This window comes from Kocuria sp. GQ42, from assembly GCF_059758435.1.
Map to the genome: position 1 here is coordinate 136,227 of NZ_JCAXEN010000005.1, position 21,861 is coordinate 158,087.

Annotated in this window: 20 protein-coding genes; 8 read left to right on the forward strand and 12 right to left on the reverse strand. The window is 74.2% G+C overall.

Translation table 11 applies throughout. The features are described 5' to 3' along the window. The 5 genes from AC6CH6_RS11965 to AC6CH6_RS11985 form a co-directional block, all read right to left on the reverse strand. Positions 1-885 carry an ABC transporter permease gene (locus AC6CH6_RS11965; RefSeq protein WP_498255291.1) on the reverse strand — a complete coding sequence of 295 codons (885 nt, stop codon included), beginning with the start codon at positions 883-885 and terminating at the stop codon, positions 1-3. After that, positions 882-2,063 (reverse strand): ABC transporter substrate-binding protein, encoded by a 1,182-nt coding sequence (locus tag AC6CH6_RS11970; RefSeq protein ID WP_498255292.1) that lies wholly within the window; start codon positions 2,061-2,063, stop codon positions 882-884. The genes AC6CH6_RS11965 and AC6CH6_RS11970 overlap by 4 nt, the downstream gene beginning before the upstream one ends. Continuing rightward, positions 2,060-2,812 carry an ABC transporter ATP-binding protein gene (locus AC6CH6_RS11975; protein ID WP_498255293.1) on the reverse strand — a complete coding sequence of 251 codons (753 nt, stop codon included), beginning with the start codon at positions 2,810-2,812 and terminating at the stop codon, positions 2,060-2,062. The genes AC6CH6_RS11970 and AC6CH6_RS11975 overlap by 4 nt, the downstream gene beginning before the upstream one ends. Beyond that, a complete protein-coding gene (locus tag AC6CH6_RS11980) occupies positions 2,788-3,879 on the reverse strand; it encodes an acyl-CoA dehydrogenase family protein (RefSeq protein WP_498255294.1) in 1,092 nt (363 codons plus the stop codon). Before AC6CH6_RS11980 ends, AC6CH6_RS11975 begins: the two co-directional genes overlap by 25 nt. 126 nt (positions 3,880-4,005) lie before the next feature. Beyond that, positions 4,006-4,539, reverse strand: a complete 534-nt coding sequence (locus AC6CH6_RS11985; RefSeq protein WP_017832068.1) for a DUF4242 domain-containing protein — start codon at positions 4,537-4,539, stop codon at positions 4,006-4,008. 227 nt (positions 4,540-4,766) lie between these two features. Between AC6CH6_RS11985 and AC6CH6_RS11990 the strand changes: the two genes are divergently transcribed. Further along, on the forward strand, positions 4,767-5,465 hold the full coding sequence (locus AC6CH6_RS11990) for a metal-dependent transcriptional regulator (protein WP_498255295.1): 699 nt from the start codon (positions 4,767-4,769) through the stop codon (positions 5,463-5,465). On the opposite strand, the gene pgm is transcribed toward AC6CH6_RS11990, so the two are convergent. Continuing rightward, positions 5,455-7,089, reverse strand: a complete 1,635-nt coding sequence (gene pgm, locus AC6CH6_RS11995; protein WP_498255296.1) for a phosphoglucomutase (alpha-D-glucose-1,6-bisphosphate-dependent) — start codon at positions 7,087-7,089, stop codon at positions 5,455-5,457. The two genes, AC6CH6_RS11990 and pgm, sit on opposite strands and share 11 nt — an antisense overlap. A 174-nt stretch (positions 7,090-7,263) precedes the next feature. Between pgm and AC6CH6_RS12000 the strand changes: the two genes are divergently transcribed. Continuing rightward, positions 7,264-7,455 carry a hypothetical protein gene (locus AC6CH6_RS12000; RefSeq protein WP_498255297.1) on the forward strand — a complete coding sequence of 64 codons (192 nt, stop codon included), beginning with the start codon at positions 7,264-7,266 and terminating at the stop codon, positions 7,453-7,455. Here AC6CH6_RS12000 and AC6CH6_RS12005 read toward each other — a convergent pair. Further along, positions 7,452-8,957 (reverse strand): amidase, encoded by a 1,506-nt coding sequence (locus AC6CH6_RS12005; RefSeq protein WP_498255298.1) that lies wholly within the window; start codon positions 8,955-8,957, stop codon positions 7,452-7,454. The genes AC6CH6_RS12000 and AC6CH6_RS12005 overlap by 4 nt on opposite strands. 139 nt (positions 8,958-9,096) lie before the next feature. Between AC6CH6_RS12005 and AC6CH6_RS12010 the strand changes: the two genes are divergently transcribed. Next, entirely contained in the window at positions 9,097-9,525 is a 429-nt protein-coding gene (locus tag AC6CH6_RS12010; protein ID WP_498255299.1) for a hypothetical protein, read from the forward strand. A gap of 299 nt (positions 9,526-9,824) precedes the next feature. Continuing rightward, entirely contained in the window at positions 9,825-10,778 is a 954-nt protein-coding gene (locus AC6CH6_RS12015) for a hypothetical protein (protein ID WP_498255300.1), read from the forward strand. A 143-nt stretch (positions 10,779-10,921) separates the two neighbouring features. On the opposite strand, the gene gabT is transcribed toward AC6CH6_RS12015, so the two are convergent. The 4 genes from gabT to AC6CH6_RS12035 all read right to left on the reverse strand — a co-directional run bounded on the left by gabT (position 10,922) and on the right by AC6CH6_RS12035 (position 17,348). After that, positions 10,922-12,265 (reverse strand): 4-aminobutyrate--2-oxoglutarate transaminase, encoded by a 1,344-nt coding sequence (gene gabT / locus AC6CH6_RS12020; protein ID WP_498255301.1) that lies wholly within the window; start codon positions 12,263-12,265, stop codon positions 10,922-10,924. 148 nt (positions 12,266-12,413) lie between these two features. Then, positions 12,414-13,952, reverse strand: coding sequence for an NAD-dependent succinate-semialdehyde dehydrogenase (locus AC6CH6_RS12025; protein WP_498255302.1), 1,539 nt, complete (start codon positions 13,950-13,952; stop codon positions 12,414-12,416). A gap of 296 nt (positions 13,953-14,248) precedes the next feature. After that, entirely contained in the window at positions 14,249-15,790 is a 1,542-nt protein-coding gene (locus AC6CH6_RS12030) for a PucR family transcriptional regulator (protein WP_498255303.1), read from the reverse strand. Positions 15,791-15,878: 88 nt separating this feature from the next. Beyond that, on the reverse strand, positions 15,879-17,348 hold the full coding sequence (locus tag AC6CH6_RS12035; protein ID WP_498255304.1) for an APC family permease: 1,470 nt from the start codon (positions 17,346-17,348) through the stop codon (positions 15,879-15,881). A gap of 218 nt (positions 17,349-17,566) precedes the next feature. Here AC6CH6_RS12035 and AC6CH6_RS12040 point away from each other — a divergent pair, with 218 nt between their 5' ends. From AC6CH6_RS12040 to AC6CH6_RS12050, 3 genes are all read left to right on the forward strand, one after another. Then, entirely contained in the window at positions 17,567-17,902 is a 336-nt protein-coding gene (locus tag AC6CH6_RS12040; protein WP_017832057.1) for a rhodanese-like domain-containing protein, read from the forward strand. After that, positions 17,899-18,900 (forward strand): prephenate dehydratase, encoded by a 1,002-nt coding sequence (gene pheA, locus AC6CH6_RS12045; protein ID WP_498255305.1) that lies wholly within the window; start codon positions 17,899-17,901, stop codon positions 18,898-18,900. Before AC6CH6_RS12040 ends, pheA begins: the two co-directional genes overlap by 4 nt. A gap of 144 nt (positions 18,901-19,044) precedes the next feature. Then, on the forward strand, positions 19,045-19,371 hold the full coding sequence (locus AC6CH6_RS12050; RefSeq protein WP_498255306.1) for a hypothetical protein: 327 nt from the start codon (positions 19,045-19,047) through the stop codon (positions 19,369-19,371). 27 nt (positions 19,372-19,398) lie between these two features. Here AC6CH6_RS12050 and AC6CH6_RS12055 read toward each other — a convergent pair whose 3' ends face one another. Then, entirely contained in the window at positions 19,399-20,340 is a 942-nt protein-coding gene (locus tag AC6CH6_RS12055) for a diacylglycerol/lipid kinase family protein (RefSeq protein ID WP_498255307.1), read from the reverse strand. A gap of 160 nt (positions 20,341-20,500) precedes the next feature. On the opposite strand from AC6CH6_RS12055, the gene serS reads away from it, so the two are divergent. Next, positions 20,501-21,805: a serine--tRNA ligase gene (gene serS, locus AC6CH6_RS12060; RefSeq protein ID WP_498255308.1), complete on the forward strand. Its 1,305-nt coding sequence runs from the start codon at positions 20,501-20,503 to the stop codon at positions 21,803-21,805. Positions 21,806-21,861 lie beyond the last annotated feature (56 nt).

Genomic DNA, 21,861 nt, shown 5'->3' on the forward strand with positions numbered 1-21,861 from the left:
TCAGCGGCGCGGACCCGGCTCGCGCAGCAGCCACTGGGCGAGCTGGTCCAGCGCCATGCCCAGCAGGCCGATGACGAGGATCACCACGAGCATCTCGTCGTAGGCCAGCCGGTCCCGGGCGTTGAGGATCTCGTAGCCCAGGCCGCTGCTGACCCCGAGCATCTCGGCCGGCACGATGACCACCCACGAGATCCCCAGCGCCAGCCGCACCCCGGTCATGACGAACGGCCGGATGCTGGGCAGCACCACGGTGCGCAGCCGCTCGACCGGGGTGGCCCCGAGCGTCTCGGCGACCCGCAGGTGCAGCGGGTCCAGGGCCTTGACGCCGGCGGCCGTGTTCATGGTGATCGGCCAGACCGCGGCGGCGGCCACGAGGAAGACGACGGGGGCGTTGCCCACCCCCAGCAGCGCCACGGCCACCGGCGCCCAGGACAGCGGGGAGACCATGCGCAGGAACTGCACCACCGGGGCGCTGGTCCACCGGAAGCGGCGGTAGGAGCCGATGAGCAGGCCCAGCGGCACGCCCAGGCCCGTGGCCACGGCCAGCCCGCACAGCAGGCGCCACAGGCTGGTCAGGCCGTCCTGGACCACCACCCCCCGCTCGGCCAGCGAGGCCACCGCCCCGGGCATGCGCTCGGGCTGGAAGGAGGCGATCATGGTGTTCGCCCCGGCCGCGGCGTGCGTGAACGCCCACCACACGGCGATCGTGACCAGCACCCCGAAGGCACCCCAGGCCGGGCCGGTCCAGCGGGACCCGGTGCGCCGGGTCGTCCGCGCCGGGGCGGGGCCCGCCGGGCCGGTCCCGGCCGGAGCGCTGCGGGCGGCGTCGTCGAGGTCAGTGGGGAACCCCGGGGTGTCCTGCGGGGCGGGGTGCGGCGCGCTCATGCGCTGATCTCCTCGGTCCGGGTGGTGCCGGTCATGCCGAAGGCGGCGAGGCCGCCGGCCTTCTCGATGCTGCGGGTCACGAGCGTGTCGTCGACGAGCTCGCGGTGCACGAGCGCCGGGTCCAGCCCGTCGAGGAACCCCGCCGGGGCGTCGACGACGGTGTCCTGCATGGCGCGGACCAGCTCCTCGGTGAAGCTCGCGTACGGGTAGGGGCGGAAGTCCAGGCGCTCGCCGTGCCAGTCCGGGTAGTGCAGGGCGTCCCCGTGCGCGGCGGCGGAGTAGGTCAGGGCCTGCTCGATCACGGGCCGGGGCTGGGGGAGGTAGCCGGCGGCCAGCAGCGCCGCGGTCTCGGGGCGGTTCTGCCGGGCCCAGGCCTGGGCCCGGACGAGGGCGTCCATGAACCCGGCGGCGTGCTCGGGACGGTTGCGGAGGAGCTCGCCGCGCATCATGGTCACGCAGCACGCGTGGTCGCGCCACACGTCGCCGAGGAACCGGTGGATGTGCCCCACCTGCCGCGCCTCCGCGGCGGCGTTGAACGGGTCGGCCACCACGTATCCGCCGATCACGCCGTTGTTGAGCGCCGGGAGCATGTCCGAGGGCGCCATGGGCAGCAGGGCCACCGTGCGCCGCGCCCGGGACGGGCTCTCGCGCATCACCGGGGTCAGGCCCGCGGCCCGCAGCAGCTTCTGGACCACCACGTTGTGCACGGACCACCACGCCGGGATCGCCACGGACTCCCCGGCCAGGTCGGCGATCTCCGCCACGTCCGGGCGGACCGTGAGGGCGGAGCCGTTGGTGTGGTTCCACGCGGTGATGCGCACGTCGGCCCGCAGCCCGTAGCGCATGTACAGGGCCATGGGCATCAGCAGGTGGATCGCGTCCACCTTGCCCGCCACGAACGCCTCGGACAGCGAGGACCAGCTGCGGAAGAGCACGGGGTCGGCCACCGGGACGGCGGCGTCCTCGTAGTACCCGTTGGCGTGGGCGACCAGCAGGGGGGAGGCGTCCGTGATCGGGAGGTACCCGATCCGCACCGGGCGCTCCGGGTCGGCCGCGCCGCGCGCCTCCTGCTGGCTGTCCGCGTAGAGGGAGCCCGCGCCCCAGCCGAGCCCGGTGAGGGCCGCGGCCCCCGCCCCGGCCCGCAGCAGGACCCGCCGGCTCGGCCCGCCGGCGCTCATATGACCCAGTTCCCGGAGCCGTCGTCGGCCCCGCGGTAGTGGGCGAGGATCTGCTCGGCCGTCGTGCCGTCCTGCGCCGGGACCCACTGCTGCCGGAAGCCGCGCGGACCGGCGAAGAAGCCGATCCGGTCGCCGAGGGTGATCGCCTCGTCGACGTCGTGGGTGACGAGGAAGACCGTCAGGTCGAGCTCCGTCGCGAGTCCGCGCAGCCACAGCTGGAGGTCCTTGCGGGTCGCCGGGTCCAGGGCGCTGAACGGCTCGTCGAGCAGCAGCACGTCGGGGCGCACGGCGAGCGCGCGGCCCACCGACACGCGCTGGGCCTGCCCGCCGGAGAGCTCCTGGACGGGGGTGTGCGCGAGCGGGACCAGGCCGAGGATCTCGAGCAGGTCGTCCACGCGGGTGTCCTCGAAGCGGTCCCGGTTGCGCCGGTACCGCCCGCCGAGGGCGATGTTCTGGCGCACCGACAGCCAGGGGAACAGCCCGGGGTCCTGGAAGACGACGGCGAAGCGCTCGTCGGCCCTGCCGAACTCGATGCTGCCCCCGTCCAGGGGCTCGAGCCCCGCGATCGCCCGCAGGAGCGTGGACTTCCCGGACCCGCTGGGCCCCAGCACCGCGAAGGTCTCGCCGTTGCGCAGGGTCAGGTCCACCCCGTCGAGGGCGGGCGCGGAGGCCCCCGGGTAGCTCTTGCGCAGCCCGCGGACGGTGAGCGCCGGCGCGGCGCGGCTCAGGCCAGGTTCTGCAGCACCCATCGCAGGTGACCTTCCGTGGGGGACTGCACGGGCAGGAACGCGGCCTCGCGGGCCCGGCGGGCGGTGGGGGAGGACATGGCGTAGCCGCGCCCGCCCACGACCTTCCCCTCGATCCGGGTCGCCCGGCCCGTGAGCAGCGCGGCGTCCAGCCGGAGGGAGAACAGCTCCCGGGGGGCGGTGTCCCGGGGCGCCTCCGCCAGGCGCAGGAGGTCGGCGCGCAGGCGGCGGTGCTCGGCGGTCGCCTCCTCGAGCTCCTCCCGGAACACCTCGGCGACGCCCTGCAGGGCCTCGTGCGCGGCGGTGAGCGCGGCGGCCGAGAGGCCGAGGCAGAAGGCGGTCTGCAGCAGCAGGAACGGGCCGCGGACGGCGGCGAGGAAGGACGGGACGTCCTCGCTCAGCAGGTCCTCGGCGGGGTCGACGGCCACGCCCTCGAGGACGAGCACGCCCGAGGCCGTCGCGTTGAGCGCCATCAGGTTCTCGAGCAGGCGCACCGTCACCCCCGGTGCCGAGACCCGGGTCCGGACCACCACGCGGGTGCCGTCCTCCCGGACGGCGGGCAGGACCACGACGCCCTCGGGGTACAGGTTGGAGGCCCACGGCACGGTGCCGTCGAGGACCGGTCCCGACGCGCCGGCGGTCAGTGTCACGGGGATCTCGCCGATGCCGGCGGCGTCCTTGAACGCCGGCGCCATCGCCGAGCAGCCGGGCACGGCCCCGGAGCGCACGTCCGCGGGGATCTCCGTCCCGGTGGCGGCGAGGTACTCGACGGTCGCCCGGTGGGCCCACAGGGAGAACGCCGTGGCGGTGCACTCGGTGGCGAGGTCGAACACGACGGCCGCCTGCGGGGCCAGCGACCCGGTCAGGCCGAGGTCCAGCAGCCCCCGGGCGCCCAGCTCGCGCAGGGTCCCCAGCGGGGAGGCGGCGGCCGTGTCGACGTCGCGGGCCCGCGCCGCGGCGGTGCGGCGGACGAACTCGTGCTCGGGGTAGTCGACGAGCGGCGCGAGCAGGGGCCGGCTCTCGGGGGCCGGCCCGCCGGCCGTGGACGGGGATCGCGTGGACTGGGTCATGGTCTTCCGTTCTGCCAGGGAGTGCGGGACGGGCTCGACCGCTCGGCGGACGGGCCCGGGGCGTCGAAGCACGACGGCGGCCCCCGGCTCGCGGGGACCGCCGTGTCGTCGCGTGCTGCGTCCCGCTCAGACGTTGAGCTTGAACAGCCGGTCGAACGGGGTGCCCACGGCCTGGCGGGCCCGCTCCACGGCCGCCTCGTCGGGGGCGTTGTAGAAGCACAGGCACTTGGCGGTGTCCTCGCGCACGTAGGTGCGCAGGAAAGAGACCTCGGGGACCTCGGCGTACTTCGGGGAGTTGGCCTTCTTGCGCGCCAGGTACTGCTCCATGGTGATCTCGGCGGGGATGTCCCACTCCACCAGGTACTGCGCGTCGCCCTTGAGCTTCTTGATGTCGTCGAGCTCGGCGCCCACGAGGCGGACGGCGTCGGGGCCGGTGACCTCCGCGGCGGCGTCCCCGGCGGCGGTGCGCACGGTCTGGGCCAGGCCCTCGGCGCTGTCGGCCTCCACGATCACGAACACCCGTCCGTGGTCGGCCGTGACCTGGGACTCGATGAACTCGGCGCCCGCCGCGGAGACGGCCTCGGAGACCGTGGCGATGAGCTGGGTCACGGCGTCCTTGGACGCGGAGGCGGGAACGATCTCGAGCAGGTGGAGCGACATGGGGGTTCCTTCCCTCGGGTCGGGGCGGCGTCGTCGCCGCTCGGGCACTCCTGCCAGGCTAGGCTCCCGCCCCCGGAAGGTCCCGGGATCCGTCACAGTTCGCAACACGGGGCGTCCGGGCGGGTTTTCCTCGTGCCGGGGGCCCGCAGGGTGCACAATGCGCCCCGGTTCGCCCGCCCGGGGATCGGCGCCGGGCGCCGCCGCCTGCAGGTCGCTAGCCTGGGGGAGTGCGCGCGGAAGAACTGAACCGGTCCGTCCAGGACTGCCTGAAGACGGTCTGGCTGGCCCAGGAGTGGTCCTCGGACGCCGTGACCACCACCGGGCTGGCCCAGCGGCTGGGCCTGTCCCCGTCCACCGTGTCGGAGGCCGTCAAGAAGCTCACCGCGCAGGGGCTGCTGAGCCGGTCCGCCCACGGCGGGATCGTCCTCACCGACCGCGGCCGGGACGTCGCCGTCCAGATGGTGCGGCGCCACCGGATCCTCGAGGCGTTCCTCACCGGCCACCTGGGCTACTCCTGGGACGAGGTGCACGAGGAGGCCGAGGTCCTCGAGCACGCGGTGAGCGAGAAGTTCGTCGCCCGGCTGGACGCCCTCCTGGACCATCCGGAGCGGGACCCGCACGGCGACCCGATCCCGCGGCGGGACGGCACCGTGCCGTCCGCCCCGGCCGTGCTCCTCGCCGACGTCGCCCCGGGCAGTCCCGTGGTGGTGGCCCGGGTCTCGGACGCGGATCCGGGAGTGCTGCGCCGGCTCGGGAGCGCCGGCATCCGGCCGGGCACGGAGCTCGTGCTCGGCGAGCACCGGTCCCGCGCGGTGCCCGTGGTGCTGGACGGGGACGTCGTCGAGGTGGACGTCCTCGCCGCGGAGGCGGTCTGGGTCCGGCCCCGGGACCGGCCCGGACCGCCTCCGGGGCCCGTCAGGAGATGACGCCGTCCACCAGCGCCTTGGCCTCCCGCTGGACCTGCTGCAGGTGCTCCTCGCCGAGGAACGACTCCGCGTAGATCTTGTAGACGTCCTCCGTGCCGGACGGCCGGGCCGCGAACCACGCGTTCTTCGTGGTGACCTTCAGCCCGCCGATCGCCGCGCCGTTGCCGGGGGCGTTCGTCAGCTTCGCCGTGATCTGCTCGCCGGCCAGGGTGTCCGCCTCGACCTGGGCCGGGGAGAGCTTCTTCAGGGCGGCCTTCTGCTCCCGGCTCGCCGGGGCGTCGATGCGCTGGTAGACGGGGGCGCCGAACTCCTCGGTGAGCTCCGTGTAGCGCTGGGACGGGGTCTTGCCGGTGCGGGCCGTGATCTCCGAGGCCAGCAGGGCCAGGATGATCCCGTCCTTGTCGGTGGACCACACGGAGCCGTCCCGGCGCAGGAAGGACGCGCCCGCGGACTCCTCGCCGCCGAAGCCGATCGAGCCGTCCATCAGGCCGGGCACGAACCACTTGAAGCCCACCGGCACCTCCACGAGCTCGCGGCCCAGCGAGGCCGCCACCCGGTCGATGATCGAGGAGGACACCAGGGTCTTGCCGACCCCGGCGTCCGGGGACCAGCCGGTGCGCTCGCGGAAGAGGTAGTCGATCGCCACCGCCAGGTAGTGGTTGGGGTTCATCAGCCCCGCGTCCGGGGTCACGATGCCGTGGCGGTCGGTGTCGGCGTCGTTGCCGGTGGCGATGTCGTACTTGTCCCGGTTGCCGATGAGGGAGGCCATGGCGTTCGGGGAGGAGCAGTCCATCCGGATCTTCTCGTCCCAGTCGAGGGTCATGAAGGCCCACTGCGGGTCCACCTGCGGGTTCACCACGGTCATGTTCAATCCGAAGCGCTGGGCGATCTCGCCCCAGTAGGCCACGGAGGCCGAGCCCATGGGGTCCGCGCCGATGTGCAGACCGGAGTCCCGGACCACGTCGAGGTCGACGACCTCCGGCAGCGTCCGCACGTACTCCTCGAGGAAGTCGTAGCTGCCCGTGGTCTCCGCCGCCCGCGCCCGCTCCAGGGAGATCCGTCGGACCCCGGACATGCCGTTCTCGAGGAACTGGTTGGCCCGCTGGGCGATCCACTCGGTGGCGTCGGAGTCCGCGGGGCCGCCGTTGGGCGGGTTGTACTTGAAGCCGCCGTCACCGGGCGGGTTGTGCGAGGGGGTGATGACGATGCCGTCGGCCACCGCCTCCGCCCGGCCCGCGTTGTGGGTCAGGATGGCGTGGGACAGCGCCGGGGTGGGCACGTAGCCGTCGCGGGAGTCCAGCAGGACGGTGACGTCGTTGGCGGCCAGCACCTCGAGCGCGGTGTCCTGCGCGGGCCCGGACAGGGCGTGGGTGTCCTTGCCCATGAACAGCGGGCCCGTGATCCGCTGGCCGGCGCGGTACTCCACGATGGCCTGCGTGATGGCCGCGATGTGCTGCTCGTTGAACGAGGCCTTGAGGGACGAGCCGCGGTGCCCGGACGTGCCGAACGCCACGCGCTGGTCCGGGTCCGAGGGGTCGGGCACGACGTCGGTGTAGGCGTCGAGGAGCTTGCCGAGGTCGACGAGGTCACTGGGTTGGGCGACGGTGCCCGCACGATTGGTCATGGCGCCCAACCTACCGCCGGGCGGCGGGCCCGCGGAGGCTGGCACGCGATCGGGTCGCCAGGTTTCGTGCTGCGTGCCGCGCGGGAGGCCCGCGCGGGGGTGGAGGAATCGCGGCCGGTGGGACAGGATGAGGGCACCAGACAGGGCAGGACCGAACGAGGAGGCAGGGACACCATGAGCGACGCACCCGGCGGGACGACCGAGGGCTCGGGCAAGGGCCCGGAGAGCACCGTCCCGGACAACGAGCAGGGCATCGGGCTGACCACCGACGAGAACGCGACCGGCTTCGAGCCGGAGGAGGACCCCCAGGCGGCCACCGATCCGGACGACCCCGATTCGGAGGAGGAGGCCCTGGGCCACTCCTAGGCGGCGGGGCGGGGGCGGCCCTGGTCCTCGAGCTGGTCGACGACGGCGAGCAGCTGGGCCTCCGCGCTCGGGCGGCCGATGAGCTGGACGCCCATGGGCACGACCGGCCCGTCGTCGTCGCCCGCCGCGCGGGTCCACAGCGTCGGGACGGTCACCGCGGGCAGGCCCACGACGTTCACGACCGAGGTCCACGGCGTGTACCCGCACTGGCGCCGGTAGTCCTGGTCCGCGCCCGCGGGGTCCGCGAGGTCGTAGCCCTCCCAGTACCAGCCCAGCGGCCGCGGTGTCATGGCGAGCGCGGGCGTCAGGACCACGTCCCAGGCGCCGTAGGCCCGCACCACGTCCTGCTCGATCCGGCGCAGGACGCCCACGGCCCGCGCCAGCTCGACCGCCGACCGGCGCAGGGCGCGGGCGCGGAAGGCCCCCGCGAGGCCGGTCAGCCTTCCCGCCTGCTCGTCGTCCAGCGGGGCCGTGCCCATCGAGGTGGTCCACACGTCGAAGAAGGCCCCCGGGTACTCGGGGTCGTAGGACAGCTCGGCCTCCTCGACCTCGTGCCCGGCGGCCCGCAGCAGGGCGACGCCCGCGTCGAGGGCGGCGCGGGCCTCCGGGGAGACCTCGATGTCCTGGACGGCGTCGAACGGGGAGGCGGTGCTCACCCCGATCCGCAGCGGCCGGTCCCCCCACGGGAGGTCGCCCCGCCGGGCCGCGCGCACGCCGTCCAGGAAGGACCCCTGCGGGGCGGCGCGGACCGCCCGCCGCACCACGTTGCCGTGCGCCGGGCCGGGCGCGGGGGCGCACAGGACGTCGAGCAGCAGCGCCGCGTCCTCGGCCGTGCGGGCGAGAGGCCCGTTCACCACGAGCTGGGCGGCGTCCGACTGTGCGTCCGCGGTGGGCACCCGGCCGCGGTTGGGCTTGAGCCCGACCAGTCCGCACACCGCCGCCGGGATGCGCACCGACCCTCCGCCGTCGGAGCCCGGCGCCACCGGGAGCAGGCCCGCCGCCACGGCCGCCGCCTGGCCGCCCGAGGAGCCGCCGGCTCCCGTCGACGGGTCGTGCGGGTTCCGGGCGGGCGGGGCCACGAGGTTCTCGGAGTAGCAGTTGAGGCCGAACTCGGGCACCTGGGTCTTGCCCAGGCACACCGCCCCGGACGCGCCGAGCACGGCCGCGAGGTCGTCGTCGGCCTCCGCCACGGGCGCGCCGCCGCGCCGCCCGGCCACGGCGGCGGAACCGTAGGTGGTGGGCATCCCGGCGACGTCGTGCAGGTCCTTCACCGCGAGCGGCACACCGTGCAGCGCTCCGCGGGCGGCACCGGCGGGCAGGGCGTCGAGCGCGCGCGCCCGGTCGAGGGCGAGGTCCGCCGCGACGTGGACGAACGCCCCCAGCGCCGGATTGCGCGCCTCGATCCTGGCCAGGAAGTGCTCGGCGGTCTCCACCGCGCCCAGCTCGCCGCGCGCGAGCGCGTCCCGCAGCTGCACGGCGCTGAGGTCTCCGATCGAGGTCACGGCAGGCTCCTGTCCGACGGTCGCGCGGTCCCCCTCCGGGGCTCCGCAGGGCGCTGAGCCCAGGCTAGTAGGCTGTCGGCTGTCCGGGCGTGCCCGCACGCCCCGGTTCCCGATCTTCCCCGACCCGCAGGAGACCCCCGTGCCCACCGCCTGTGCGCCCCGTCCCGCGGCGATCCGCGCGGCGACGGCGTCCGTCCTGCTCCTGGCCCTCGCCGGCTGCTCATCGCCCTCCTCCTCCGACGGGGACACCGCGGCCGGCAGCGGGTCGGACGCGCCGGCGTCCGCCGCCGCGAGCGGCCCCACGGCCTCCGGCGGGGCCTCGTCGGCCACCGTCCAGGAGACGTGCGCCCGTGTGCTCGAGACCGTGCGCACCGCGCCGCAGCAGCTCCGGGACGATCCCGCCGGGCTGTTCACCGAGGTCGACGAGCTCGCGGCCACCGCCCCGGACGAGCTGTCCGGGCAGCTCACCTCGGTCCGTGAGGCCGTCGCCGGCTTCCGGCAGGGCGAGCGCTCCTTCATCAGCGTGGTCCAGGAGGTCAGAGGCCTGCAGGAGCGCTGCTCCGGCTGACCTCTCCACCGTGCGCGAGGGGTCGCGTTCGGTACTTCCGAGGCGCGAGGGGTCGCGTTCGGCGCTCCCGGTGCGCGAGGGGTCGCGTTCGGTGGGAAACAGTGGCGCGGAGGGTCCGGCAGCGACCCGTCGGTGATGGCGACGTGCAGAACCCGCCCCCTCGCCGTGGAGGGGCCGAAGAATGCCCGGCGGCGCAATCGCACTCCACCGGGGCGCGATGACGGTCCGGGAAGGCAGGACTGCGCCACTCCGTGTGCTGGCGCCCTCCTCCGCCCGTCCGTGGCGATCATGCTCTCGGCATGAGACACCCCGGACCCCTGCCGCCCGAGCTCCGTGGCATCGGCTTCTCCCGTCGGGAGGCCCTCGCCCTGGGCGTCGCGGAGCACCGGCTCCGGGACGCCGACCTCACCAGCCCCGTCGGCAGGGGAGTGCGGGTCCCCGCCGACTGTCCTGCTCCTCTGCTGGAAGCGGCACGGGCACTGACCCGCCGGTATCCGGGGACGGTGATCAGTCACCGCTCCGCGGCGCTGCTCCACCGGATGCGGGCTCCTGCCCCCTGGCAGGGGTGCTCGGAGCTGTGGCTCACGCGCGCCGACGACTCGAGGGCCCTGAGGCGGCCCGGCGTCGTCTGCCGGAGGGGACGCCTCGGTCCGCACGAGGTGGTCCGCGTCCACGGGGTGGCCGTCACGTCACCGGTGCGCACGTTCCTGGACGTGTGCGCCGAGCTCACGGTGACGGAGGCAGTGGTGCTCGCCGACGGACTGGTCAACGCCCACCGCCACGGGATCCGCCGGGCCGTGGCCGCGGTGTGCCGGCCGGACGAGCTCGAGACCGGGGTGCGGGAGCACGCCGGGCGGCGTGGCATCCGTACGGCCCGCGCCGCGGTCGAGCGGATGCGGGTGGGGTCGGACTCGTCCGGCGAGACACGGCTGCGGCTACTGCTCGAGGACCACGGGATCCGGGGCCTGGTGCTCGACCATCCTCTGCTGGGGCCCGACGGGACGCTGCTGGCGCAGCCCGATCTCGCCCTGGACAGCCACCGGCTGAGCCTGCAGTACGAGGGTGCCCACCACGACCGGGCGGAGCAGCGAGTGCTGGACATCAGGCGGTTGCGGGCCACGGAGTCGGCGGGGTGGCGGGAGCTCCGGATCTGCGCTCACGACCTGCACCGGCACACGACGACGACGCGGGGCCGGGTGCCGGTGGCGGTCGCCCTGGTGTGGGAGGCGATGGGGATCGCGCACCACCGGTGACGGGGCCGAGCCGAGGGGCGAGGGGCCGCGACCGGCCCCCCTCCCCGCGCCGAGGGGGCCTGTCCGGACGGAATGTGACTGACTGACCGTGCGAACGAGACCCCTCGGCGGGAGGGGTACTGAACCAGACCCCTCGATCTCGCCTAGGCCGCCGCGTTGCGGACGGCCTGGGCGAGCACCTGCAGGCCGTCGCGCAGCAGCTCCTCGCCGATCACGAGCGGGGGCAGCAGGCGCACGATGTTGCCGAAGGTCCCGCAGGTCAGGATGATGACGCCCTGCGCGAGGCACTCCGCGGCGATCGCCTTGGCGGCGTCGGCGTCGGGCTCCGTGCCGCCGGGCCGGACGAACTCCAGCGCCATCATGGCCCCGCGGCCGCGGATCTCGCCCACGGTGCCGGTCTCCTCGGCCACCGGGGCCAGTTCTTCGCGGATGATCTCCTCGATCCGGCGGGCGCGTGCCACGAGGTCCCACTCCTCGATGGTCTGCAGCGCGCCGAGGGCGGCGGCGCAGGCCACGGGGTTGCCGCCGTAGGTGCCGCCGAGGCCGCCCGCGTGGACGGAGTCCATGATCTCGGCGCGGCCGACCACGCCGGACAGCGGCATGCCGCCGGCCACGCCCTTGGCCACGGTGATCAGGTCGGGGACGACGCCCTCGTGGTCCACGGCGAACCACTCGCCGGTGCGCGCGATGCCGGACTGCACCTCGTCGACGACGAACACGGCGCCGTTGTCGGTGCACCACTCGGACAGCGCGGGCAGGAAGCCGTCGGCCGGCACGATGAATCCGCCCTCGCCCTGGATGGGCTCGATCACGACGGCGGCCACGTTCTCGGCGCCGACCTGCTTCTCCACCTGGAGCAGCGCGCGGCGGGCGGCCTCGGCGCCGGTCATGCCCTCCGGGTCCCGGAACGGGTAGGACACGGGCACGCGGTAGACCTCGCCGGCGAACGGGCCGAAGCCCTGCTTGTAGGGCATCACCTTGGCTGTCATCGCGAGGGTCATGTTCGTGCGCCCGTGGTAGGCGTGGTCGAACACGACCACGGCCTGGCGGCCGGTGTGCACGCGCGAGATCTTCACGGCGTTCTCGACGGCCTCGGAGCCCGAGTTGAACAGCGCCGCCTTCTTCGGGTGGTCGCCGGGGGAGAGCTCGGCGAGCTTCTCCGCGACGGCCACGTAGCCCTCGTACGGGGTGACCATGAAGCAGGTGTGGGTGAAGTGCGCCACGGCCTCCTGCACCTTGGCGACCACGGCGGGGGCGGAGGCGCCCACGCTGGTCACGGCGATGCCGGACCCGAGGTCGACGAGCTGGTTGCCGTCGACGTCGAGCACGATCCCGCCGTCCACGTCCGCGGCGTAGGCGGGCACGGAGGAGGCGACTCCGGAGGCGACGGCCGCGGTGCGCCGCTCGGACAGCTCGCGGGACTTGGGGCCCGGGAGGGCGCCGTCGAGGCGACGGACCTGCTCGAGCCGGTACTGGATCTCGGTCACGACGAGATCTCCTTTCGGTGGGGACGGGACGGTGGGGACGGGACGGAACGATAGGGGGCGCCGGGCGGGAGTGCCCCGGCACGGGACGGCGGCCGCCGCAGCTGCCTGCGACGACCGCCGTCCCGGTGCGGGAGCGCGGGTCAGGACCTCAGGCGGGGGTGCCGGTGCCGGGGGTCGGGACGTTGGCCCAGGGGTTCTCCACGCCGATGTACTGGGTGGTGGTGTACTCGTGGAGGCCCTCGGCCCCGCCCTCGCGGCCCAGGCCGGACTGCTTGACGCCGCCGAACGGGGCGGCCGCGTTGGAGATCACCCCGACGTTGAGGCCCATGAGGCCGAACTCGATGCGGTCGCCGATGCGCAGGCCGCGGGAGATGTTCTCGGTGAACACGTAGGAGGCCAACCCGTACTCGGTGGAGTTGGCCAGGGCCACGGCCTCGTCCTCGTCCTTGAAGGTGACGACCGGGGCCACGGGGCCGAAGATCTCCTCGGTCACCGCGCGGGCGTCGACGGGGACGTCGCGCAGCAGGGTGGGCTGGAAGAAGTAGCCGGGCCCGTCCACGCGCGCCCCGCCGACGACGACCTTCGCCCCGCGCTCGACGGCGTCGGTGACGAACTCCTCGACGGAGTCGCGAGCCTTGGCCTCGACCATCGGGCCCACGCTCACGCCGTCGTCCACGCCGTTGCCCACGGTGAGCGCGGCCATCTTCGCGGCCATCTTCTCGACGAACTCGTCGACGACCGACTCGTGCACCAGCAGCCGGTTGGCGGCCGTGCAGGCCTCGCCCATGTTGCGCATCTTCGCGGCCATGGCCCCGGCCACGGCCTTGTCGATGTCGGCGTCCTCGAAGACGATCAGCGGCCCGTTGCCGCCGAGCTCCATGGAGGTGCGCAGCACGTTGTCCGTGGCCAGCTTCATCAGCTGCTTGCCCACCGGGGTGGAGCCGGTGAAGGAGACCTTGCGCAGGCGCGGGTCGGCCATGATCGGCTCGGACACGTTCGCGGCCGAGGCGGAGGAGACGACGTTGAGCACCCCGGCCGGCAGGCCCGCGTCCAGCATGAGCTGGGCGAAGTACTGGGAGGTGAGCGGGGTCAGCCGGGCGGGCTTGAGCACCATGGTGCAGCCGGCGGCCACGGCCGGGGCGACCTTGCGGGTGGCCATCGCCAGCGGGAAGTTCCACGGGGTGATCAGCAGGCACGGGCCCACGGGCTTGTGGGTGACCAGCATCCGCAGGTTGCCCTCGGGGGTGTCCAGGTAGCGGCCGTAGTCGCGCACGGCCTCCTCGGCGAACCAGCGCAGGAACTCCCCGCCGTACTTGACCTCCCCGGCGGCCTCGGCCAGCGGCTTGCCCATCTCCAGGGTCATCAGCAGGGCGAGGTCCTCGGCGCGCTCCTGCACGAGGTCGAACGCACGCCGCAGAATCTCCGAGCGCTCCCGGGCGGGGGTGCGGGCCCAGGACTCCTGGGCGTCGGCGGCGGCGTCCATCGCGGCCTGGGAGTCCTCGCGGGTGGCCGAGGCCATGGTCGCGATGACCTCGCCGGTGGCAGGGTTCTCCACCTCGAAGGTTCCCCCGTCCGAGGCGTCGCGCCACTGACCGTTGATCAGCAGTCCCGTGGGGGTCTTGGCGAGGACCGCCTCGATGCGGTCCTTCATGCCGGTGGCCGCGGGGGCCTTGTCCGTGGTGCTCATGTATCAGCCTCTCTTCTCGACGCTCGCCGGGCCACCGGGCACCGGTGGCGCTGCGCTGCGTCAGGGGGTTCGTCGGACGGGCGGGCGACAGCACTGGGCCCGCCCGTCCATCGTAGGACTCCGGACGGGCTCCCCCGCGGGGACGTCGTCACCGGGTGACGACGAGCCGGGGCGGAGCCGGCGCCGAGGGGCCGCCACGGTCCCCCGACTGCTCCAGGCTAGCGCCGGGGCGACCCAGCAGGATGCTGAATCTTCGTGACGTCCTCGTGCACAGTGCACAGGGGAACGACGACGGGCTACGGCGTCGCTCGGTCGGGCCGGTCGGACAGGCGCAGGGCGATCCACAGCTCCGCGCGCAGCTGCGGGTCGTCCACGGACCGACCGAGCGCCTCCTCGACCTCCTGCAGCCGCTGCTGCAGGGTGTTGCGGTGGATCCCCAGGGCCTCGGCCGTCCCGCTCCGGTTGCCGTTGTGGGCGAGGAACGTGCGCAGCAGGGACAGCCGCCCGGCCCCGTCGACGGGGCCCAGCAGCTGCCGCGCCCAGGCCCGGGCGGTCTCGGGCGGGAGAAGACCGGCGACGCCGCCCGCCACGAGGTCGTCCCACGTGCCGACGCGCTGCCGGTCCGTGGTGCGCTCCAGCGCCTCGCGGGCCTCCCGGTCGCTCGCGTCCGTCTCGTGCACGGCCGCCGGGCCGCCGATGCCTGCCCGCAGCCCGGAGGCCTCGGCGGCGGCACGCACCTCGGCGAGCCGCTCCGGGAGGTCCTCCAGCAGCACCGCGACGGTCTGCTCGCCGTCGGGCTCCGTGGCCGGCGCCCCGACGAGCACCGGTCTTGCGCCGTGGGCGGCCTGCGCCTCGAGGCGTCGGACGCCGTCCCGCAGCTCCTCGGCGCCGCCGCGCAGGCGGGCCACCCGCACCCGGGGCGCCGTCGACCACGTCGTGTCGTCCGCCACCCCCAGCAGGGCGTCCGCCGAGCGCACCTCGCCGTTGAGCAGGAGGGCGAGGGCCCCCGCGCGGACCCGGCGGCGGAACAGCGTCTGCTCCGCCGCGCGCTCCGCGTGCAGCGAGAGCAGGGCCACGGCGGTGGCGATCACGCCGGTCCGGACGGGATCGACCGGGCCGGGCAGGACCACCACGAGGTAGCTCTGGGGGGCGCCGTCCACCCCGAGGGGGTGGACGACCACCGCGCCGGCCGGGCCGGACTCGCTCAGGGACCCGCGCAGCCCGGCCGGGCGCAGCCGGTCGAGGAGCTCGGGGAGCGTCCGGCCCGCGGGCAGCTCGGGCAGCCCGGGGCCGGAGCGCTCCACGATCCGGGCGTCCGCCGCGCAGACGCCCGCCCACCCGCCGCCGAGCACCGACACCAGGGTGCGGACCACCCGGGCCGGGCCGTTCCGCCCGACCGCGGCCCGGGTCAGGCGCCGCTGCTCGGAGAGCATCGCCTCGAGGGCGGTGCGCGCCTCCGCCGCCCGCATCTCGGCCGCGGCGCGGATGATGCCCAGGAAGGGGGTGCGCTCGGGCACCCGGAACAGGGTCAGCCCGGCGTCCCCGCACGCCGCGGCGAGCGCATCGGGCACGCGGAGGTAGGACAGCTGTCCGCCCACGCCCAGGCCCAGCGCCACCACGCCCCGGTCCGTGAGCCGGCGGACGTACTCCGTCCAGGAGTGCGCCCGGGCGGAGGTGTGGAGGCCCGTCAGCAGGAGGACCTCCCCGCCCTCGAGGTACGGGGTGGGGTCGGCGAGCTCGCTGGTCACCACCCAGCTCACCGGCAGGTCGGTGGCCGCCTCGACGACGGGCTCCAGCCCGAGCCCGGGCAGGCCGAGCACCTGGGCGACCGTGACCATGGGCAGTCCTCCTCCTCCGCAGCCCTCGCTGTCCTTCTCGGTGCGCCGGGGACCGCCTGGAGCGGCGGTTCCCGGCGCGGCGGCCGTCTCAGCCCCGCGGCCTGCGGCGCTCGACCTCGGCCACGAGCCGGTGCTCGGCGTCGGGGCCCGGCCGGATCCCGGTGGGGATGCGCAGCAGGAACACGAGCCCGAGCAGCCACCACAGCCCGAAGATCGTCCAGGCGGGGGCGCTGAGGAAGGCGGGCATCCCGGGCAGGTACAGGCTGATCAGGGCGAGGCACAGCACGACCGAGAGCACGCCGATCGCCGTTCCGCCGTGGCCGTGGCCGCCGATCCGGAAGGGACGTTCCATGCCGGGCTCGCTCCGGCGCAGGATCACGAAGACCACGGAGACCAGGGCGTAGGCGATCACGATGGACGGGGAGCCGGAGTCCACGAGCCAGCCCAGCATCTCCGCGCCGAAGAACGGCGCCACGACGGAGAGGGCGCCCACGAAGAGCAGGGCGTTGGACGGCGTCCTGTACTTGGGGTGCAGGCGGCCGAACCACTGCGGCACCATCCGGGAGTTGCCGAGCGCCCAGAGCAGGCGGGACGCCCCCATGAGGAGCGAGTTCCAGGACGTCAGGATGCCGGCGATGCCTCCGGCGATGAGCAGGTTGGCCACGGTCGTGCTGGAGAACATGGCTCCCATGGCGTCCGCGACCGCGATGTCGGCGCCGGCGATGTCCGCGCCGGACATCGCCGAGGACGTGGTGAGCACGACCATGACGTACCAGGCCGCGGCGAGCAGGACGGAGACGATGATGGTCCCGCCCAGCTGCTTGGCCGGCAGGTGCATCTCCTCGGAGACCTGGGGGATGACGTCGAAGCCGACGAACAGGAACGGGACGGTGACGAGCACGAGGAAGAAGCCGGCCGTGCCGCTCGTGAAGAACGGCTCCATGGTGTCGACCGAGCCGCGGGTGAACGCCCCGAAGATCATCATGAGTCCCACGATCAGCAGGAAGAGGATCACGAAGATCTGCACCATGGAGGCGTGCTTCACGCCGCGGATGTTGATCGCGGTGATGATGACGGCGGTCAGGGACCCCACCAGCGCCCAGGTCAGGTTCACCTCGAAGCCGGCCACGGTCCACAGCGGGATCTGGCTCAGGCCCGGGAAGATGTACTGCAGGGTGCGGGGGACCGCCACGGCCTCGAAGGCCACGATGGTGATGTAGCCGCCGGTGATGGCCCAGGACCCGACGAAGGCCCACCGGGCGCCCATGCCGCGCAGGAGGTAGTTGTGCTCCCCGCCCGCGTACGGCATGGCGGCGACGAGCTCGCCGTAGACGAGTCCGACGACGGCCATGATGAGCCCACCGGTGACGAGGGCCAGCACGGTGCCCATGGTCCCGGCCTCGGCCAGCCAGTCGCCGGTGAGGATGACCCAGCCGAAGCCGATCATCGCGCCGAAGCCGAGGGCGATCGCGTCGAGGCGGCCGAGGACCTTCTTGAAGCCGTGGTCCTCGCGGTCCGGGGCGTCGGGCCCCGCGCTGCGGGGTTCGCTGGTGCTCATGGGAGTTCTTCCTTCTGTCGAGGACACCCGGACGAGGTGCCTGGTCGGACCCGCCGCACGGCACTCCCGGCGGCGAGGGCACAATTTATACAGGGATTGTTTCGTCCCTGTGCGCCGCCTGGAAGCCCCCGGCCGTCCGCGGGGTGGGCGCACCGGCCCCCGTGCCCGCGGACTAGGCTGGTCCGGGACAGCCCGTTCCCGACGAGAGGACCCGGACGATGGACAACCTGGACAGCCTGCCGAGCGCCTCGGTGGAGGAGATCCCCGAGGGCGCACGCGTCCTGGACGTGCGCGAGGACGAGGAGTGGGAGGCCGGGCACATCGCCGGTGCCCAGCACATCCCGCTCCGGCAGCTGCCGGAGCGCTACGGCGAGGTGCCGGTGGACGAGGACGTGTACGTGATCTGCCGCTCCGGCGGCCGGTCCCTCAAGGCCACGGCGTACCTCCAGCAGTACGGCTTCGACCCCATCAACGTCCTGGGCGGCATGGGGGCGTGGATGGACGCCGAGAAGCCCATGGTGTCCGAGACGGGCGAGACCCCGAACGTCCGGTGAGGTACGCCTACCTGGGCCCCGCCGGCACCTTCACCGAGGCCGCGCTGCTGAGCGTGGCGGGCGCCCGGGAGGCGGAGCGCCTCCCCGTGTCCTCCGTGCCCGTGGCGCTCGCGGCCGTCCGCTCCGGCGAGGTCGACGCCGCCATGGTGCCCATCGAGAACTCCGTGGAGGGCGGCGTGACCGCGACCCTCGACGCGGTGGCCACCGGCAGCGAGCTGCGCATCGTCCGCGAGGCGCTGGTGCCCATCAGCTTCGTCCTCGTGGCCCCGCCGGGCACGGCGCTCGCCGACGTCCGCACGGTCTCCACGCACTCCCACGCCTGGGCCCAGGTGCGGGGCTGGATGGACGAGCAGCTGCCGGGCGTGGACTACGTCCCGGCGTCCTCCACGGCCGCCGCGGCGCTCGCGCTGCTCCCCGGCGGGGCGGGGCGCGAGGGGCCGGCGTCCCGGGCGGGTTTCGACGCCGCGGTCTGCTCGCCCGTGGTCGTCGAGCAGCACCCCGAGCTCGAGGTGCTGGCGGAGGACATCGGGGACAACGGGGCCGCCGTCACCCGGTTCGTGCTCGTGGCCCGGCCCGGGGTGCCCCTGCCGCCGCGCACGGGCGCGGACCGCACCACGCTCGTCATCCCCCTGTGGGAGGACCGCGCCGGGGCCCTCATGGAGATCCTCGAGCAGTTCGCGACCCGGGGGGTCAACCTCTCGCGGATCGAGTCGCGGCCCACGGGCAACTTCCTCGGGGAGTACTTCTTCAGCGTGGACGTCGACGGTCACATCCTCGATGCCCGGGTGGCGGACGCCGTCGAGGGTCTGCGCCGCGTCTGTCCCAGCACGCGCTTCCTCGGCTCCTATCCGCGGGCCGACCGCAAGGTGGCGACCGTGGCCCCGCACCACTCCGACGACGCCTTCCGCGAGGCGGCGGCCTGGGTCGCAGCTCTGCAGGACCGCGACCGCCGGGCCCCGGAGACCCCGTCCGCGCAGGGCGCGCCGGACGGCGCGTAACGCGAGGACGCGCACCGCACCCCCGCTTGTTAGCAATTGCGAATACATGCACCATGGGGAGTGCGGGCGCGTCCGTGCCCGCGATCTTCAGCCGGTGTCGATCGACCCCCCGGGTCGGGACCGAGCCCGACCGGAGGTGCCACCATGCCTGCTCCCGCCGTCCGCCGCCTCGCCCTCGCCGCCGCCCCGGCCCTCCTGGCCTGCGCGCTCGCCGCTCCGCCGGCCGCGGCGGCCGCGCCGCCCGAGCCGAGTCAGGTGGTCCGCGTCGAGATCGGCCCGAGCCCCGTCGTCGGGGACCCGCGGACCGCCGACGCCCTCGACCTCGTGCCGGCCTCCCGGGTCGTCCCGGAGCCGGGCGCCTCGCTCACGGACCGCGGGCAGGGCCCGCTCGTGGCCGTGGGACTGGCCGTGCTCGCCCTCGTGGGCGCCTTCGTGGCGGGCCTGAGCCGCCGGCCCGATCCCGCCGACTGACCCGCGGGGCCCGGACGCCCGTGCGGGTCAGTCACCCTGGGAGGGCGGCACCCGCACGGAGAGCGCGCCCGGGAGGATCTCGGACTCGAACCCGTTGATCAGCCCGGTGCCGTCCCCGTCCATCTGGGACTCGATGGGCTCGTGGAACTCCACGCGCACCTTCTTCGCGGCGAAGAACTCGATCACGGGCAGGTCGCGCCGCTGCCGGAACACGACCTTGGCGGCCATCAGCGCCCACTCCAGCGTGCTGCGCGGGGACATCACCACGAGGTCCAGCAGGCCGTCGTTGATCTTCGCCTGCGGCACCAGGATCAGGCCCGCGGTGAGGATCCCGCAGTTGGCGGCCATCACGGAGCGGACGCGGCGGCTCTGCCACTCGCCGTCGTCGATCCGGAAGCGGGCCCACCGCGGGGGCGCGATCAGGTGCCGGACCCCCGCCTCCCCGTAGGCCGCCCAGCCGACCAGCTTCTTCAGCTCGTCCCGGGTGTCCGTCATGATCTGGGCGTCGAAGCCGGCCCCGCCCATGACGCAGAACGCGTGCTCCCGCACGGTCCCGTCCTCGAGCTCCACGCGGAACGTGGCCATGTCGATGGCCCGCTCCGCGCCGAAGAGCGCGATGTCCACGTTGCGGTGGGGATCGCCCAGGTCGGCGCCCAGGTTGCGGGCCAGGAGGTTGCCGGTGCCCAGCGGGATGAGGCCCAGCGGGGTGTCGTGGCCGACCAGCGCCTCCGCCACGGCCCGGACGGTGCCGTCGCCGCCGGCGGCGATGACGAGGTCGGCCTCCTGCTCGAGCGCCTCGCGGGTCATCGAGGAGCCCGGGTCGTCCTCCGCGGTCTCGTAGAACACGGGGTCGGGGAACCCGCCCTTGCGGCACCCGATGATGACGGCGTCGCGGGCGACGTCCGCGTCGGCCTTGATGGGGTTGATGACGACGGCGACCCGTTTGGGGGCCACGGGAGTGGCGGTCACGGAAGGACTCCTCGGTTCTGCGGCGCCGGGGACCGGTGGCGCCGTGCGGTGGGGCGGTGGCGCCGCGGCACGGGGCCGCGGGCCCGGGGCGCCGGGCGGATCGCGACGGGCCTCCACCCTAACCCCCGTCGCGTCCCGAGGACTTGGGTACCCTGTCAGGGTGATCGACATCAACCAGCTCCGTGAGAACCCCGACGTCTTCCGCGCCTCGCAGCGTGCCCGCGGGGCGGACGACACCCTGATCGACCGGATCCTGGAGGCGGACGTCGAGCGCCGCCGGCTGATCACCGAGTACGAGTCCCTGCGGGCCGAGCAGAACGCCTTCGGCAAGCAGGTGGCCCGGGCCCAGGGCGAGCAGAAGCAGGCGCTGCTCGCGGAGGTCAAGGAGCTGGCCGCCCGGGTCAAGGAGGCGCAGGCGGCCGCGGAGGCCGCCCGTGCCGGTCAGGACGAGCTCGTCGCGGTCGTCGACAACCTCGTCCTCGACGGCGTCCCCACGGGCGGGGAGGACGACTTCGTCCTGCTCCGGACCGTCGGGGAGCCCCGCGACTTCGCCGCGGAGGGCGTCGAGCCCAGGGACCACCTGGAGATCGGCGAGCTCGTGGACGGCATCGACATGGAGCGGGGGTCCAAGGTCTCCGGCGCCCGGTTCTACTTCCTCAAGCGCGACGTCGCCCGGCTCGAGACCGCCCTGCTGCTCATGGGCCAGGACCAGGCCGTGGACAACGGCTTCGTCCCCATGACCACCCCGAACCTCGTGCGCCCCGAGATCATGAGCGGCACGGGCTTCGACGTCGCCCACTCCGACGAGATCTACCACGTCGGCAAGGACGAGCTCTACCTCGTGGGCACCTCCGAGGTCCCCCTGGCGGGCTACCACGCCGACGAGATCCTCGACCTCTCCGACGGCCCGCTGCGCTACGCCGGCTGGTCCTCCTGCTACCGCCGCGAGGCCGGCTCCGGGGGCAGAGACACCCGGGGCATCATCCGCGTGCACCAGTTCAACAAGCTCGAGATGTTCGTCTACTGCTCCCCGGAGGACGCGGAGGCGGAGCACGCGCGGCTGCTCGCGTGGGAGGAGGAGATGCTCGCCAAGTGCGAGCTCGCCTACCGGGTGATCGACACCGCCGCCGGGGACCTCGGCACCTCCGCGGCCCGCAAGTTCGACTGCGAGGCCTGGGTCCCCACCCAGGGCAAGTACCGGGAGCTGACCTCCACGTCGAACTGCACCACCTACCAGGCGCGGCGGCTCAACATCCGGGAGCGGCTGCCCGAGACCACGGACGCCGCCGGCAAGGTCCGCAAGGGCGGCACCCGCACGGTGGCCACCCTCAACGGGACGCTGGCGACCACCCGCTGGCTGGCCGCCATCCTCGAGACCCACCAGCAGGCCGACGGGTCGGTGCGCGTCCCCGAGGCGCTGCGGCCCTACCTGCGCGGCCAGGAGGTCATCCCCGTCCGGCGCTGAGCCGCCGGGAGGCGTTCGGCTCCCGTTCATCTCACATCGACATCTCGGCCATCCTG

What these genes read in the sequence shown, in the direction of transcription:
- AC6CH6_RS11985 (WP_017832068.1), bottom strand. Translation starts at nt 4,539, where the DNA reads ATGTCGCTCCACCTGCTCGAGATCGTTCCCGCCTCCGCGTCCAAGGAC.
- AC6CH6_RS12000 (WP_498255297.1), top strand. Translation starts at nt 7,264, where the DNA reads ATGAGCGACGCACCCGGCGGGACGACCGAGGGCTCGGGCAAGGGCCCG.
- AC6CH6_RS12030 (WP_498255303.1), bottom strand. Translation starts at nt 15,790, where the DNA reads ATGGTCACGGTCGCCCAGGTGCTCGGCCTGCCCGGGCTCGGGCTGGAG.
- AC6CH6_RS12035 (WP_498255304.1), bottom strand. Translation starts at nt 17,348, where the DNA reads ATGAGCACCAGCGAACCCCGCAGCGCGGGGCCCGACGCCCCGGACCGC.
- AC6CH6_RS11980 (WP_498255294.1), bottom strand. Translation starts at nt 3,879, where the DNA reads ATGACCCAGTCCACGCGATCCCCGTCCACGGCCGGCGGGCCGGCCCCC.
- AC6CH6_RS12025 (WP_498255302.1), bottom strand. Translation starts at nt 13,952, where the DNA reads ATGAGCACCACGGACAAGGCCCCCGCGGCCACCGGCATGAAGGACCGC.
- AC6CH6_RS12015 (WP_498255300.1), top strand. Translation starts at nt 9,825, where the DNA reads ATGAGACACCCCGGACCCCTGCCGCCCGAGCTCCGTGGCATCGGCTTC.
- pgm (WP_498255296.1), bottom strand. Translation starts at nt 7,089, where the DNA reads ATGACCAATCGTGCGGGCACCGTCGCCCAACCCAGTGACCTCGTCGAC.
- AC6CH6_RS12040 (WP_017832057.1), top strand. Translation starts at nt 17,567, where the DNA reads ATGGACAACCTGGACAGCCTGCCGAGCGCCTCGGTGGAGGAGATCCCC.
- AC6CH6_RS11970 (WP_498255292.1), bottom strand. Translation starts at nt 2,063, where the DNA reads ATGAGCGCCGGCGGGCCGAGCCGGCGGGTCCTGCTGCGGGCCGGGGCG.
- AC6CH6_RS11975 (WP_498255293.1), bottom strand. Translation starts at nt 2,812, where the DNA reads ATGGGTGCTGCAGAACCTGGCCTGAGCCGCGCCGCGCCGGCGCTCACC.
- AC6CH6_RS12050 (WP_498255306.1), top strand. Translation starts at nt 19,045, where the DNA reads ATGCCTGCTCCCGCCGTCCGCCGCCTCGCCCTCGCCGCCGCCCCGGCC.
- AC6CH6_RS11965 (WP_498255291.1), bottom strand. Translation starts at nt 885, where the DNA reads ATGAGCGCGCCGCACCCCGCCCCGCAGGACACCCCGGGGTTCCCCACT.